Genomic DNA, 14,192 nt, shown 5'->3' on the forward strand with positions numbered 1-14,192 from the left:
CTAAATGTAGGTTTGATTTTATGGAAGACATACATTTCATCCCTATTGCATCTATCCATTAACTCAAATAAATTGTGTGTTATCTCTACTCCTTTTGCATTTGTAAATCATATACGATAGAAACTTAATCAATTCTGTTTTTCACCAGACAACCATTTACATGAAAACATTCTCACGCCGAAATTTTCTTCAGGTAATGATGATGAGTGGGGCAGCTTCTACAGTTTTTTCCTCTCATTCACTTCTTGCATGTACAAATCGTATTCAAAAGTCCCGATTGGGAATTGTGTTAGTGGGATTGGGATATTATAGTACAGATTTGCTTGCACCTGCTCTACAATTGACAAAAAAATGTTATCTGGCTGGAATTGTGACCGGAACTCCGGAAAAGGCCGAAAAATGGAAGAAACAGTATAAGATTCCGGATAAGAATATATACAACTATCAGAATTTTGATCAGATAGCCAATAATCCGGATATTGATGTAGTATATGTGGTATTGCCTCCTTCTATGCATGCTGAATATACTATCAGAGCAGCAAAAGCTGGCAAACATGTATTTTGTGAAAAGCCTATGGCAATGACAGTTGCCGAATGTGAATCCATGATTAAAGCTTGTAAGGATAACAAAGTAAAGCTGGCTATCGGGTATCGTTGCCAGCATGATCCGAATACACGTGAATACATGCGCTTTGCTAAAGAAAAAACCTTTGGAAAGGTTCAAATGGTGGCATGTGGAGCTGGATACTTTGATCCGAGAACAGATCACTGGAAACAAAAGAAGGCATTAGGAGGTGGTGTAATGTATGATATGGGAGTGTATGCATTACAGGGTGCCAGATTAGCTACCGGAGAGGAGCCTATAGCTGTAACAGCTCAGCATTTCACTACCAGACCAGAGATTTATAAAGATGTAGATGAAACTACATTATTTCAATTGCAATTTCCAAGTGGTGCTGTTGCTACCTGTCATACTAGTTTTGGTATCAATATGAACTATCTTCAGGCTAACTGTGAGAAAGGTTTTTTCAAGATGGAGCCGTTTTCTGCATATAGTGGAAATCAGGGATCAAGTTCGCAGGGAGTGATTCAATTTCCATTGGCTAACCAACAGGCAAAACAGATGGATGATGATGCAGAAACTATTTTAGCTAATCGAGCTTTTTTAGTACCGGGAGAAGAAGGTTTACGGGATATTAGAGTTGTTGAGGCTATTTATCAGGCTGCCCGTTCCGGAAAACAGGTAAAATTGTAGTGGGTAATAAAATAAAAAAGCCGGATTAGATAATATCCGGCTTCTCTTTTATGAAGTGATTAATTCTTCTTTCTATACACAGGTTTTACTGGACGACCAAGCAGGTATTTTTCAATTCCTTCATCCAATGCCTTCCTATATACTTGTAACGATTCATGAATAATGTCAAGTGTTTGAGCCACATCCTGATCAGAATGGGAGTAACTTACAATCAGTGATGGAGCCAATAAGCCACGTTTCATTGTTTCCTGCAGAAATAGAGTTCTGTAAGGTTGAGAAGGTTGTTTTTGCTGATCTTTGGTATAATACACCAAAGCACAGTCTTTTCCAGAAACGCCAAAGTGTCCTTCAAGGTTTAATTCCTGAACAGATTGTTCAATACCTTTTCTCAACTTTGCTCCCTGTGTGTATAAATGTTGAATAACAGGTTCCTGCTGATATACTTTAATAGTAGCCATTGCTGCTGCTAATGCATGACTTTCTGCTCCATAAGTAGTGGACATTAAGAACACCCTATCTTTATCATGCTGCAAACCACCCAATTGCATGATCTCTTTTTTTCCTACCAAAGCTGATAAGGCAAATCCATTGGCAATGGCTTTACCAAAACTTGCCAGATCAGGCTGGATGTCATACATGGTCTGAGCTCCACCATTGTGCCAGCGGAATCCTGTAATGATTTCATCCAGTATGAATACTGCACCATTATCGTGACAGAGTTTTTTTAATTCTTTAAAATAATGGGGAGCAGGAGGGACATCTTTTTCCGCTTCCAGAATGATACAGGCTATTTGATTAGGATATTGAGCAAATAGATCTTTCAGACTTTGCAGGTCATTGTATTTGAACTTTACAGTCATGTTCTGAATCGCTTTTGGAATACCAGAGTTGACAGCTGTAGTTCCGATAAACCAGCCTTCTACTGAGAAAAACGGATGATCTCCACAGATAGCAATCATATCACGTCCTGTATAGGCCCGAGCTAATAACACTGCTGCTGAAGTTGCATCAGAGCCATTCTTGGCAAACTTAACCATTTCCTGGCCTTTGATTATATCCAGCACCATCTCGGCACACTCCAGTTCGATAGTAGCAGGACGATTAAAATTAATCCCCAGATCCATTGCTTGTTTGGCGGCCTCATTAATAGGGGTAAACGCATGCCCTAATGTAACGGAACGGAGTCCCATAGCATACTCAATAAATTCATTGCCATCCACATCCCAGATATGGCATCCTTTACCTTTGACTATATAAGGCAAAGATGTTTCCGGATACTGATCATCTCCTTTGGCATAGGTATGACTACCACCAGGTATAATTTCGTTAAAGCGTTTTTGTAATGCGTTTGATTGTACAAAGCTGCCAATTTCAGTAACGGTGTGATTCATAGGGTGTATAGATTTTGTATGAAACATGAAAAGGGATTAGACCGGCGTATTCAACTATATAATTATGGAGGCTAGCTTCTGGAATTTTATAATTAATAATAAAAAACGGCAATATGTAAACTTCTAATTTATCTTACATAGGTTTGTATAAATAACTAATAAAATGAGTGTGTAGAAGTTATATACAGAGACACAGCGCTTTATGAATTCCAAGAATCAAGTATTTCGATTTTGTACAATAAATTTTGCACAAAAAAAGGCGTTTGCAATATAACAAACACCTTTTTAAGATTGTATTTTATGTTATATCAGGAACCCTTGTTTACAAGGACCATTTGAGTTTTATCTGCTTTTACGATTTTCTTTCTAAAATCTACCCACTCATTATAGGCACTAGCCGGATATTTACCCCGATTAACAGTCACACTGCGTATATAGGTAATTTCCCCTTCTTTGGTTTGTAAAGAAGACTGATATGTACCAAATTTCGATTCTATTTTTATTGTTTCCGGTACAAACTCTATCCCATAGCCTTTAGGCAATTGATAGATAACTGTGTCTATGTCTTGATAGGCCATGCGAAGTACAATCTCATTCTTTCTGTTTTCTGTTTTAGGTGGAATATAAGAAGATGCATTCATGACATTGGGAGTGATGAACATGCGTGTACCACTTTTAGATCCACATTTACGTACTGTCAATGATAGTTTTTCCGTAACAGATGGGATACGAGCTTTTTTCTCTGTCAAAGAAAATTGATTGATCTCGTAGCTAGGTACATTAATCTTCTTATAAAGAGCTTTTTTTTGTTCTTCTTGATTTTTAGTATTGAGGATATAGCTAAGGTCTTCCTGTTGTTCTCCATAATAGGTAGATAATGCTTCCACATTTGCATCTCCATTAACATCAAGATTAATCAGAACTTTTCTGCTTGCAAGATTATCTTTAGCTGTATACTGTGTGGTTTTTACCAGTTTTCCACCATCAGGAGTAATTAAAAGAGCATGTCTATTACCTGTAAAACTACCTTGATAACCAAATGGATTTGTTTGACTGGTACATTCCAGCCAGATTGTATCTTTTTCAACAGGAACACATAATATAGCATGATTAAAGTTAACACGGGATGAGAAATCAATCAGTAAATCTGATTGTGTAGGGCCAGCACCAATAATTGTATAATAGGATTCAATACCAATTGCTTTAAGCATTGCTTTGGTATAATTTGACAATGCCTTACAATCTCCATAACCATTTTGGGCTACTGTTTTAGCATCAAAAGGCTGCCAGCCACCAATTCCCATCTGAATACTCACATAGCGTGTATTGGCTTGCAGGTATTCGTAAACCTTTTTTATCTTGTCTATTTTATTCGTTTCTTTAGCTGTAATTTGAGTAATCTGCTGTTTTACATTCTCAGGAAGTTCGTCTCTGCCAGCAAGTAATGTACTTTGGAAACGTCCTAAGTTTTCCCAGGAAGTCATATTGCCTTTATAACCTGATACTTCAAAGTCAGAAGGTGAGAGATATACTCCAGAGATGATTTCATTATTAGAGGGTGCATTGGGCTCATCTGTAAGTGCAGGAAGATTTTCTAGTGTCCATTTATAGGTAGAAACTTCTCCTGTTGTCTGTACTTGTGCAGGGCTGCTCATTTTTTGCTCTTTGTATCGTAATGTGATATTCTTAGGGCATAAAACAGTCAGAGTTGCTTTTTCAAGTGAGACATCTTCATCATTTTGAGGGAACCATTGAGGATAATACATTAAATTGGTTGTAACTACCTCAGAGGTAAATTCTACTGTATAAGGATATTGTGCATAGGTAAAAGATGCTATCTTGAATTTCATATCCGTATATAGTGAAAACCCATCTGCTGCACTGATATCACGAATATCCGTTTTTTTTAAGGTTTTTACTTTACTACCCAATGCATCATAGAGTATACCGTCAAATTCAGTAATTCGATTCATCTTGTCATAATACTGAAAATTACGTGCCATGGCTTCGCCTTGCTCATCCAGAATAGTGATTACATAATGTGTTCTTTCAACAGCTTCGCCAACAGACTTGATTGTGAAGATCGTCTCATGAAGACGAATTACTGCATGAGCATCTTTCTTAAGGGTCTCAGAGATGGTACTCACAGGATATATTATCTCTGCATAACTCTGATACATACCTAAAAATACGAGGGTGATCAATAGGAGGTGTCTTTTCATTGTACTATTTTCTTTGATTAAATTTTCTTCAATACAATCTGCTCTGCATGTTTGCTTACAATCTGAGCATACAACTCTCTGAGTGCGCCATATTCATCTGCATAGAATATAGGTTTTCTTATCGAGATTTTGCTACTTACCTGAATTGTATTTCCGTTAACAGCAACCATAAATGAAAAGCGTCCTGCATTTTCAGGTAGTGACATTATGGCATTTTTAGGCATTTCCTCCACTTTAAAACCTTCAGGAACAGTAATAGTTGCTACATATGTTCTATCCATTGCAGTTGCAAAGTCCACTGGAAATTTTCTTTCCTGATGTTTAAATGGATTATCAGTCAGAGCTTCACTAAGTAGTGGTTTTAAATAGATAATATTCCCAGCTTTTTGACTGGCATCTCCCATTGTTAATTCATATTTTTCACTGAATGCTTCTGTATATTTATCTAAGTTGATAAGATCAATTTTAGATATTTGCCAGGTTGGATGCTCTTTTTTTAGATTTTCAGTATGCTTATCTTTCCCAACAGCAATTATCTCTTTGCGGTGTGTCCATGCATCATAGCCAGCTAATGATTTCTCTATCTTTCCACTCAACTCACCGTCTTCATTGATTGCCATTTGAACATTAATAAGCTGTGATGCTCTTTCTTTAGGATCTAGGACAATCCAATCTCCACCTGTTGCATCTATAAGCCTCCCTATACCATTCAAACATCTGGTAGGTAGCATTCCTGGAGATATATGTTCATCTGTAGCATCTAGCAAAATTGTATTTTCTCCAATTTTTACATGTGCTATTACATAATTAAACTTAGTTGTTGTTGCATAAAATGGAAGCACTTTTCCATTTTCCCTGGTGCTAAGTAAAACGGGTTTAGCATCTAAACCAATTTCTTTTAGCATAGCAATCAACAACAGATTAATATCAGCCGTGGTACCACTATGAGTTTCATACGCTTTTTTAGTTGCATCACTATACACTTCTTCTACCTCATTCCATTTGATAGATTTTCGTACAAAGTCGTAGCTAGCAATGGCTTGGGCTAAAGGTTCTTTATTTTCACTCTTGATTTTAGTGATAAATTCTTTTATAAACCCGGTTTTTTTGATTTGTCCTCCAAAGCTTTCATCTGTCAACATATTTTCACATATGGTGGTCCAATTGTTAGAGAATGATTTATAGGATATACCAGGAACCGAAATATTTGATAACTCAAACTCTATTTTGGAAACATAATCATCTATAGTGGTTATATATGGCTCTTCTTTGAGAGCGGGAACATCCTTGAATACCCAGCGATAGTTTTTCCCTGATACATTTGTTGTACCAAAAGACACATTTGCTGGTTCTATCTTTGAAATGTGTGGGGCTTCGTAACCAGACATTTGTAATTTATAAGACAAATATTCAGGAATGGATGCCCGATATTCACTCCAAATTACAGGAATTTCTTTTTGGAAGGTCCAATTATGAAATTCATACCAAAAGTCAGAAATTGTTGTATAGGTATATTCAATTACAGAGCCTTCCTTAACATTGGGTAGTGTAAATTTCTGGAAATATATATTCTTGCTTTTCTTTTCTGTAAAGACAGCCTCTTTATTCATTTTCTCTTTTATGATTTGGCCGTTTTGTAAGTTATAGGTAATTCCTTTCAGATCTGTAATTCTTAACTCTGCTCCTGTGTTTTTCAGGAATGGTATTATACCATCTGCCCAACTATATCCTGATTTCTTTAAGATCTTGATTCTTACAGTTCGCTCAAATTGAATTTGTAGATTAGTATTAAAATAAGCTTTCCCATAGTCGCACAATACAACAGCATCTGCACTGGTATCTTTATCATACGATTTCATTTGAAGATCTGCCAGCTCTACCTTCCCAAATTTTATAGGATCAGCCTGTGAAAATGCCTGATGAATTGAGAAAATTGAAATTGCAACATACCAAAGGCATTGAACAAAAAAACGGTGTTTCATAAATTATTGATTGAAGTTTAAATGTACGAGTGGGTGGTGTAGAAGTTCGTTATACAATTGCTCAAAGCAATTATCTGTAAGGATTGAAAGTAGAAAACTTACATTAATAATTAATCCAATAGAAAGTGAACATAGTAACCTGCAAAATTTATTAAAATAATTTACATTTTCAATATGTATTTATTTTGCAGAGTAAAGTTTTACATTTTTTATTGATGAAGCTGGAAGCAGAATTAAAAAGGTCTTTACGTAAATATTTGGCTAAAATCCTGAGTTGAGCTTGTAGATAGAATAGTGTATGGTTCTTTTTAGTACTTTTATAAAGTGAGTAATTTTATTTATCCTTTTGCTTGTTTTGTCTTTATGTTATTCAGATATATAGTCCTGTACTTTTTTTGTTGTCAATTTTTTATTGGTATTGAGGGCTTCTCTCAGCAAAAAAAATATTTTATAGAATTTACAGACAAGAAAAATTCACCGTATTCTCTTTCAAAGCCTTCGGAATTTCTTAGTCAGAGGTCTATTGATCGAAGAGAACGTCAGAACATTGTGTTATCAGAACGGGACCTTCCTGTTAATCCTGCTTATATACAGCAGATACGTCAACTAGGAGCTGTAATCTGGTATCCTTCCAGGTGGATGAATGGCGTATTACTGGAAGCAGATCCAACAACTTTGGATCAGATAACAAAATTGGCATTTGTAAAGCCTGTTACAGATCAAAACCGCTTGAATACTCGTTTGGTTTTACCGGAAAACTATGATAGAAAAATGCAAGCGACAAAACAAACTGCTACCATAGATTATGGAAGTGCAACTCGTCAGAATAGAATGCTAGGTATTGATAAAATGCATGAAGCTGGGTTTACAGGAAAAGATATACACATTGCAGTAATGGATGGAGGATTTTATCAGGCAAATGCAATGAATGTATTTGAACCTTTGTATGAGAATCGGCAACTATTGGGTACATATGATTTTGTTAGAAAGCAGGCGAATGTGTATGACCGGAGTAGCCATGGTTCAGAAGTATTATCAGTAATAGCCGCCAATAGTCCAGGAATGATGGTCGGGCCTGCCTATGATGCTTCATTCTGGTTGCTTAGAACAGAAAATGAAGATAGTGAGTATAGGATCGAGGAAGTAAATTGGTTGATTGCAGCCGAATTTGCAGATAGTGTAGGCGTCGATATTATTAATACATCCTTGGGCTATAACTATTTTGATGATGCTTCCATGGATTATCTTCCTGAACAGATGGATGGCAAAACAGCGTTAATCACCCGTGCTGCAAATATGGCAGCTGCCACTGGAATGCTGGTTGTTGTAAGTGCTGGTAATGAAGGCTCATCCTGGTGGAGAACTTTATCTGCTCCGGCAGATGCTGATTCTGTCTTGGCAGTAGCTGCTGTGGATAATTCGGAGTTGCGTGCTTCTTTCAGTTCGATAGGAAAAATAATAGGGGGGAGTACTATCAAACCCAATGTAGCAGCTCAAGGAGTCGGTACAGTGGTGATGACACCTTCAAACTCTCTTGGTACTGATAATGGAACTTCACTGGCAACACCACTCATTACAGGACTGGCTGCAGGATTATGGCAAGCATTTCCTGATCTGACTAATATGCAATTGCTGGATTTTATTCAGCGCTCGGGAAGCCAGGCAGAACGACCAGATACATTGTTAGGTTATGGAGTTCCAGATTTTACTATTGTCTCAGAATTAATCCGAAAAGAAACCGACCCTAATGCACCTATCGGATATTTATCTCCTAATCCCGTTACTTCAAATGAAGTTATGCTGAGAGTAAATATAACTCATCTGGGTAAGCCAGTAATTATCGAGTTTTTTGATATACAGGGGCGAAAGGTTTATGCGCACACAATTTCTAGCCCAATACCCGAAAATATAGTACGAATCTCTCCTGATATATTTAGAATGGGGTTGTATATCGTGAAAATATATAATTCAGACAGTCAGGTAATTACTCGCTTAGTTAGACTGTAATTGCAACTTTACCCCTTCTTTTTCGTAGCAATGGCAGTAACTAACCGCTGTTATTTTATGAAAAAACTAGTATGGACAATTGGGCTGTTTACTCTCTTTACAATTAATACTATATGTGGTCAGACAGGTCGTGGTGCTGCAATGGCAGGAGGTGGCCTTAGGCTTTTCTTTCCAAGAAATTCTGATAATTTCACTATGGAGTTCAATCCCAGAATTGGCTTTTTTGTAGCCAATAATGTGGCAATTGGAGGTATATTACCTGTGACAATCAATCGTACTGGAAATACCCGTATCTCTTCTATTGGACTTAAACCTTTTGGGCGTTTTTATCTGGGAGGATCTCAACTAAAATTGTTTTTAGAAGGACGATTCGGACTGGAGCATTTCACTGCAAGAGATGTTCCTACAGATCGTCGAATCAATCAGTATGATGATCTTTCTGTAGGATTTGGAGCGGGATTAGCTGCTTTCCTTAATAAACATGTTGCCCTGGAACCACAGGTAAGCTATGATGTATACAATCGGAATACTGCACAATATGCGGGTGTAACAGTTTCTGTCGCTTTACAAGTATACTTCCCATAGTGACAATTATAGAGAATAATCTCTTTCCTGATGTCAGTTGGGTTAGTCTATACTTTCTATGTAAATGTCTGCACTATTGTAGGGTATGTCTATTCTTAAAAGCATCAATCATTTTGAGTGTTATTTTTAGGATATAAGTAATGTCTCTTCTATAACACCTACTGATATGATAACAAAACGATGTTTCCAATTTCTTTTAGTCCCATTCTTTTTCATGAATATTATGGTTGGCTTTGCACAGGCACCAGGAGGGTTTGGCCCTCCTCCGGATATGGAGATGAACCAGCCTCCAACGCCAACAGAAATGGCTGAACAGGAAAGTAAATGGATGAAAAAGAAACTGAACCTAAGCAAGGAGCAGTATGAAAAAGTAAATGCCTTAAACCTGATTTATGCTACTATCCGTTCTGAAAAAATGTCAGCACGAATGGGGCAGGCGCAATCTCAATCAAGAGAAATGCCTTCACAGGAGGCAATGCAAAAAATAAGAGAAGAAGACCAGAAGTTAGAGCAGGAAAAAGAGGCAACGCTGAAGGGTGTTTTTACAGCAGAGCAATGGGAAACCTATCAGAAGAAAAAGAAAAATATGCCTCAGGATATGGGAATGGCGCCTCCTGCTGGTATAATGCCAGGTAATCCATAATACGAAAACTCCCAAGGTAGTACAAAACTTACCTTGGGAGTAGTCATTAACAGATCTATTTTTAGCTTATGTTACTTTAAATCAAAGAGATTAGCTACCCCTGGTGTCCGATGTGTGGTAAATCCTTCTCCGTATAGTACGCCTATTCTATGTCCAAATTCTATTGCTCTGGCTTTCTGAAAATCCAGAAACTCAGGTTTGGAAATATGTGTAATAGGCTCGCTACTTGAAGGATTAAAAAATTGAGTGCCAAATGCTTTTATAGAAGCTTCTTTTTTATCCCAGTAGGGGGTAATATCAACAATGATATCCGGTTCAATATACGTATCCTGAATAACGTGGTAAACAACCTTTGGGCGCCATGCCGATTGAGAAATACCATTGTCAACTGTTTCGACTTTGGCTAATCCAGACAGAAAGCAACTATCTCGTACTAGTTGTGCTGCTCTTCCATGATCACAATGTCTATCTGTAATAGCATTGGTAAGTACAATTTCTGGTTGATATTTCCGTATAGCTCGAATAACTTCTAGTTGATATTCTTTGGTATTTTCAAAAAAGCCGTCTGGTAATCCCAGATTTTCTCGTACATCCAGTTGCAGAATAGCTGCAGATGCTGCTGCTTCTTGTTTGCGTATTTCCGGGGTACCCCGAGTTCCTAGCTCGCCTCTGGTCAAGTCTACAATACCTATTTTTTTGCCTAAGGCTGCATGAGCTAATAACGTTCCGGAACAGGCAAGTTCTGCATCATCGGGATGAGCTACTATTGCCAGAATATCAATTTTCATAAAGTAATCTACTTGCGCTTCTTATATTTTCCTGGGATGTTATGTCTTTATCGTACTCTTAATCGCTGCCCTGCTCGTATTGTTTTGCTCCGCAGTCGGTTTAGTTTCATTAGTTTGGAGACGGTTGTTCCATGACGACTTGCTATTCCCCCCAATGTATCTCCTCTTCGCACTCTGTAGTAAACAAGCCTCCTTACCATTGCTGACTTTTTCTGACCTATATAAGAGAAATGCTGAGGCAGTAAATAAAAATATTGCTGTCTCAATTTTTCTCCCAGATAATCATATAATGCATCAGAATTAAATGCGTTTCCCTGATAGCGTACTTCATAGTGAAGATGAGGGCCAGAACTTCTTCCTGTACTTCCTCCCAGACCAATTATATCTCCTGCTTTGACTAACTGACCTACTTCTACCAATTGTTTACTCATGTGACCGTAAAGGGTCTCTAATCCATTGTAATGACGCAATAAGACGAAGTACCCCCAACCACCTGCTTCATAACGTACAATTCGTACAATGCCATCAAATGCAGCCCGGATCGTATCACCTGTATTTAAGTCCAGATCCGTCCCATAATGCCATCTATACCCTCTGGATCCAAAGTTCGAATTGACTTTTGTATGAGTGAGTGGTAATGCCCAGAGCTGGTTCTGTGCTTCGTCATACAATTGTATCTCTACGCTATCATCAAAATCTTTTGGATCAATGCCATAAGGATCTACATTTCGGGAATCCCAGACGGAATAGTATTCTGCTATTTTAATCCATGAGGAATCTACCCGTACTTCTTCCGTCACTTCTACTACACTCAATTCACCTTCATCTATATCTGTGGTATCCTCACTGACTACAGTCGGCCTGCGTTGTGGGTCAAAGCCAGGATGGTGTTTAGCTGGAGCTTCCTGGATTTCAGAAGGGATATCTTTTACTGTATCTTTTTTTTCTGTGGGCGCTTTCTTGTTGAGAGGTTTGGTAAACTTATCACCTTCTTGTGCCAATGCCCACGAAATACAGAATAGAGTAAAAAGAAAACTAATGAAAAAACGCATGATATATAGAAGCAGCTTGTAAATATAGCAAGCTGAGCTTGTTTCAATGAATGAATAGTGAACCTGCTAAAAACGAAAAAAGAATCGCAATAGTATTTTATACTTAACAAATTAATTAGCTCCTTTAGACATATAGTCTCAAAGAATATACTTTATTTCCTGACTGTAATACAGTAATAGTATGATTTTCTAATCATACTATTACAAACCTTTTGAAACAAGGTAACGTTCCGCATCCAGTGCTGCCATACAGCCCGTTCCCGCAGCCGTAACAGCCTGTCTGTATATATTATCTTGTACATCCCCACAGGCAAATACACCTTCTATATTAGTACGTGTACTTCCTTTCTCCGTAATGATATACCCACTCTCATCCATTTCCAAATAAGGCTTGAATATATCAGAGTTGGGTTGATGTCCTATTGCTACAAAAAAGCCCTTAATAGCTATATCTTTCAGTTCTCCGGTTTTTACATTCTTAACGCGAACCGCTTCGACTGCATGTTCTCCTAAAATCTCCTCCGTTTCTGTATTCCATAAGATTTCAATATTGGGAGTGTTTTTAACTTTCTCCTGCATGATTACAGATGCCCGCATTTGATCTTTGCGAATCAGCATATACACTTTACTACAGATTTTAGCCAAATAAGTAGCTTCTTCACAGGCAGTATCTCCTGCTCCAATAATAGCTACATCCAGTCCCCGGTAAAAGAAGCCATCACATACAGCACAAGCAGAGACTCCAAAGCCATTTAATCTTTTTTCAGAAGGGAGTCCCAACCATTTAGCGGATGCTCCTGTCGAAATAATAATAGTTTCTGCTTCTAGGGTATGCGTATCATCTATAATGACCTTTCTTGTGCTATTAGAAAAGTCAACACTTGTAGCGAGGCCAAAACGAATATCTGTTCCAAAACGAGCAGCTTGTTTCTGAAAATCATCCATCATTGTTGGACCCATGATTCCATCCGGATAACCTGGGAAGTTTTCGACATCATTGGTAATCATCAATTGTCCACCAGGCTGCAGTCCTTGATATAATACCGGTTTAAGACCAGCACGGGCAGCATAAATGGCGGCTGTATATCCGGCAGGGCCGGAGCCTATAATCAGGCATTGTACTTTTTCAATAGTAGTATTATCCATAAGTGTAAATGACTGTTTTTGTTAATTCGATAACAAAAACGAGCACCAAAGTTGCATAAAACAGAGGAGATGTGCAAAAATAGTATCTCTATAAAACAGAAAACCTCCAATATGGAGGTTTTCTGTTTTATGTAAGAGTGACAGTAGGGTTGATTTTCAATCTGCTACTGTGCTTTTTAACCCAGATATGGTTTCAATGCTTTGCTGCGTGATGTATGACGCAAACGACGAATTGCTTTTTCTTTAATCTGACGTACACGTTCCCGCGTTAAATTAAATTTCTCACCAATTTCTTCCAGTGTCATAGAATGCTCACCATTTAATCCAAAGTAAAGTGTAATTACATCCGCTTCACGTTGAGTTAGAGTAGATAAAGCTCTTTGTACTTCTCGACGTAATGAATCATTAATCAAACCTGCATCTGGAGTATCTTCACTATCGTTTTCCAGAACATCTAATAGGCTATTTTCTTCACCTTGTACAAATGGCGCATCCATGGATACATGGCGACCACTTATCTTCAGTGTATCAATAACTTCATTGGTTGGTACTTCCAATACTTCAGCTAATTCTTCTGGTGAAGGTTCACGTTCGTATTTCTGTTCTAATTCAGAGAATGTTTTAGATATCTTATTTAAAGAACCTACACGATTTAATGGTAAACGAACAATCCGTGATTGTTCTGCAAGTGCCTGTAAAATAGACTGTCGTATCCACCATACGGCATACGAAATAAATTTAAAACCACGGGTTTCATCGAAACGTTGTGCTGCCTTAATAAGGCCCAGGTTTCCTTCATTAATCAAATCGCCTAGTGATAAGCCTTGATTCTGGTATTGTTTTGCTACTGAAACTACGAAACGTAAGTTGGCTTTCGTAAGTTTTTCTAAGGCTAATTGATCGCCTTCCCGAATACGTTTTGCCAATTCAACTTCCTCGTCTGGGGTAAGCAAATCCACTTTACCAATCTCTTGTAGATATTTATCCAAAGATTGGCTTTCGCGGTTTGTAATTTGCTTGCTAATTTTTAGCTGTCTCATTCTGAAATTGTATATTTTTAAGTAGCCTGCGTTAAATTACCTGATTTTTAAACGTCTGACCTAAGCCAAAAGTTCCGTTTT

The 14,192-nt window shown here is 37.7% G+C and carries 11 protein-coding genes; 4 read left to right on the plus strand and 7 right to left on the minus strand.

The genetic code is table 11. The annotated features are described in order from the left end of the window. The first annotated feature begins 160 nt into the window (after window positions 1–160). A complete protein-coding gene (locus QNI15_RS06810) occupies window positions 161–1,255 on the plus strand; it encodes a Gfo/Idh/MocA family protein (protein ID WP_314031112.1) in 1,095 nt (364 codons plus the stop codon). Window positions 1,256–1,314: 59 nt separating this feature from the next. On the opposite strand, the gene QNI15_RS06815 is transcribed toward QNI15_RS06810, so the two are convergent. From QNI15_RS06815 to QNI15_RS06825, 3 genes are all read right to left on the minus strand, one after another. Further along, entirely contained in the window at window positions 1,315–2,646 is a 1,332-nt protein-coding gene (locus QNI15_RS06815; protein ID WP_313998483.1) for a glutamate-1-semialdehyde 2,1-aminomutase, read from the minus strand. A 308-nt stretch (window positions 2,647–2,954) separates the two neighbouring features. Further along, window positions 2,955–4,793: a DUF3857 domain-containing transglutaminase family protein gene (locus QNI15_RS06820; protein WP_314031113.1), complete on the minus strand. Its 1,839-nt coding sequence runs from the start codon at window positions 4,791–4,793 to the stop codon at window positions 2,955–2,957. Window positions 4,794–4,885: 92 nt separating this feature from the next. Continuing rightward, window positions 4,886–6,850 (minus strand): DUF3858 domain-containing protein, encoded by a 1,965-nt coding sequence (locus tag QNI15_RS06825; protein ID WP_313998487.1) that lies wholly within the window; start codon window positions 6,848–6,850, stop codon window positions 4,886–4,888. Between the two features lie 549 nt (window positions 6,851–7,399). Here QNI15_RS06825 and QNI15_RS06830 point away from each other — a divergent pair. The 3 genes from QNI15_RS06830 to QNI15_RS06840 all read left to right on the plus strand — a co-directional run bounded on the left by QNI15_RS06830 (window position 7,400) and on the right by QNI15_RS06840 (window position 10,085). Continuing rightward, complete coding sequence (locus QNI15_RS06830; protein ID WP_314031114.1) at window positions 7,400–8,857, plus strand: S8 family serine peptidase; 1,458 nt, start codon at window positions 7,400–7,402, stop codon at window positions 8,855–8,857. A 57-nt stretch (window positions 8,858–8,914) separates the two neighbouring features. Then, entirely contained in the window at window positions 8,915–9,442 is a 528-nt protein-coding gene (locus tag QNI15_RS06835) for a hypothetical protein (RefSeq protein WP_314031115.1), read from the plus strand. 214 nt (window positions 9,443–9,656) lie between these two features. Then, window positions 9,657–10,085 (plus strand): hypothetical protein, encoded by a 429-nt coding sequence (locus QNI15_RS06840; protein WP_314031116.1) that lies wholly within the window; start codon window positions 9,657–9,659, stop codon window positions 10,083–10,085. Window positions 10,086–10,156: 71 nt separating this feature from the next. Here the strand turns inward: QNI15_RS06840 and bshB1 are convergent, their stop codons facing one another. The 4 genes from bshB1 to QNI15_RS06860 all read right to left on the minus strand — a co-directional run bounded on the left by bshB1 (window position 10,157) and on the right by QNI15_RS06860 (window position 14,111). Beyond that, window positions 10,157–10,873: a bacillithiol biosynthesis deacetylase BshB1 gene (gene bshB1 / locus QNI15_RS06845; protein ID WP_314031117.1), complete on the minus strand. Its 717-nt coding sequence runs from the start codon at window positions 10,871–10,873 to the stop codon at window positions 10,157–10,159. 47 nt (window positions 10,874–10,920) lie between these two features. Continuing rightward, complete coding sequence (locus QNI15_RS06850) at window positions 10,921–11,925, minus strand: peptidoglycan DD-metalloendopeptidase family protein (protein WP_313986100.1); 1,005 nt, start codon at window positions 11,923–11,925, stop codon at window positions 10,921–10,923. Window positions 11,926–12,126: 201 nt separating this feature from the next. Next, a complete protein-coding gene (gene trxB / locus QNI15_RS06855; RefSeq protein ID WP_314031118.1) occupies window positions 12,127–13,071 on the minus strand; it encodes a thioredoxin-disulfide reductase in 945 nt (314 codons plus the stop codon). Between the two features lie 176 nt (window positions 13,072–13,247). Continuing rightward, window positions 13,248–14,111 carry a sigma-70 family RNA polymerase sigma factor gene (locus QNI15_RS06860; RefSeq protein ID WP_313986102.1) on the minus strand — a complete coding sequence of 288 codons (864 nt, stop codon included), beginning with the start codon at window positions 14,109–14,111 and terminating at the stop codon, window positions 13,248–13,250. Window positions 14,112–14,192 lie beyond the last annotated feature (81 nt).

Origin of the sequence: Xanthocytophaga flava, from assembly GCF_030068545.1 — a bacterium.
GTDB lineage: Bacteria > Bacteroidota > Bacteroidia > Cytophagales > 172606-1 > Xanthocytophaga > Xanthocytophaga flava.

What these genes read in the sequence shown, in the direction of transcription:
- QNI15_RS06850 (WP_313986100.1), bottom strand. Translation starts at nt 11,925, where the DNA reads ATGCGTTTTTTCATTAGTTTTCTTTTTACTCTATTCTGTATTTCGTGG.
- bshB1 (WP_314031117.1), bottom strand. Translation starts at nt 10,873, where the DNA reads ATGAAAATTGATATTCTGGCAATAGTAGCTCATCCCGATGATGCAGAA.
- QNI15_RS06860 (WP_313986102.1), bottom strand. Translation starts at nt 14,111, where the DNA reads ATGAGACAGCTAAAAATTAGCAAGCAAATTACAAACCGCGAAAGCCAA.
- trxB (WP_314031118.1), bottom strand. Translation starts at nt 13,071, where the DNA reads ATGGATAATACTACTATTGAAAAAGTACAATGCCTGATTATAGGCTCC.
- QNI15_RS06835 (WP_314031115.1), top strand. Translation starts at nt 8,915, where the DNA reads ATGAAAAAACTAGTATGGACAATTGGGCTGTTTACTCTCTTTACAATT.
- QNI15_RS06815 (WP_313998483.1), bottom strand. Translation starts at nt 2,646, where the DNA reads ATGAATCACACCGTTACTGAAATTGGCAGCTTTGTACAATCAAACGCA.
- QNI15_RS06825 (WP_313998487.1), bottom strand. Translation starts at nt 6,850, where the DNA reads ATGAAACACCGTTTTTTTGTTCAATGCCTTTGGTATGTTGCAATTTCA.
- QNI15_RS06810 (WP_314031112.1), top strand. Translation starts at nt 161, where the DNA reads ATGAAAACATTCTCACGCCGAAATTTTCTTCAGGTAATGATGATGAGT.
- QNI15_RS06840 (WP_314031116.1), top strand. Translation starts at nt 9,657, where the DNA reads ATGAATATTATGGTTGGCTTTGCACAGGCACCAGGAGGGTTTGGCCCT.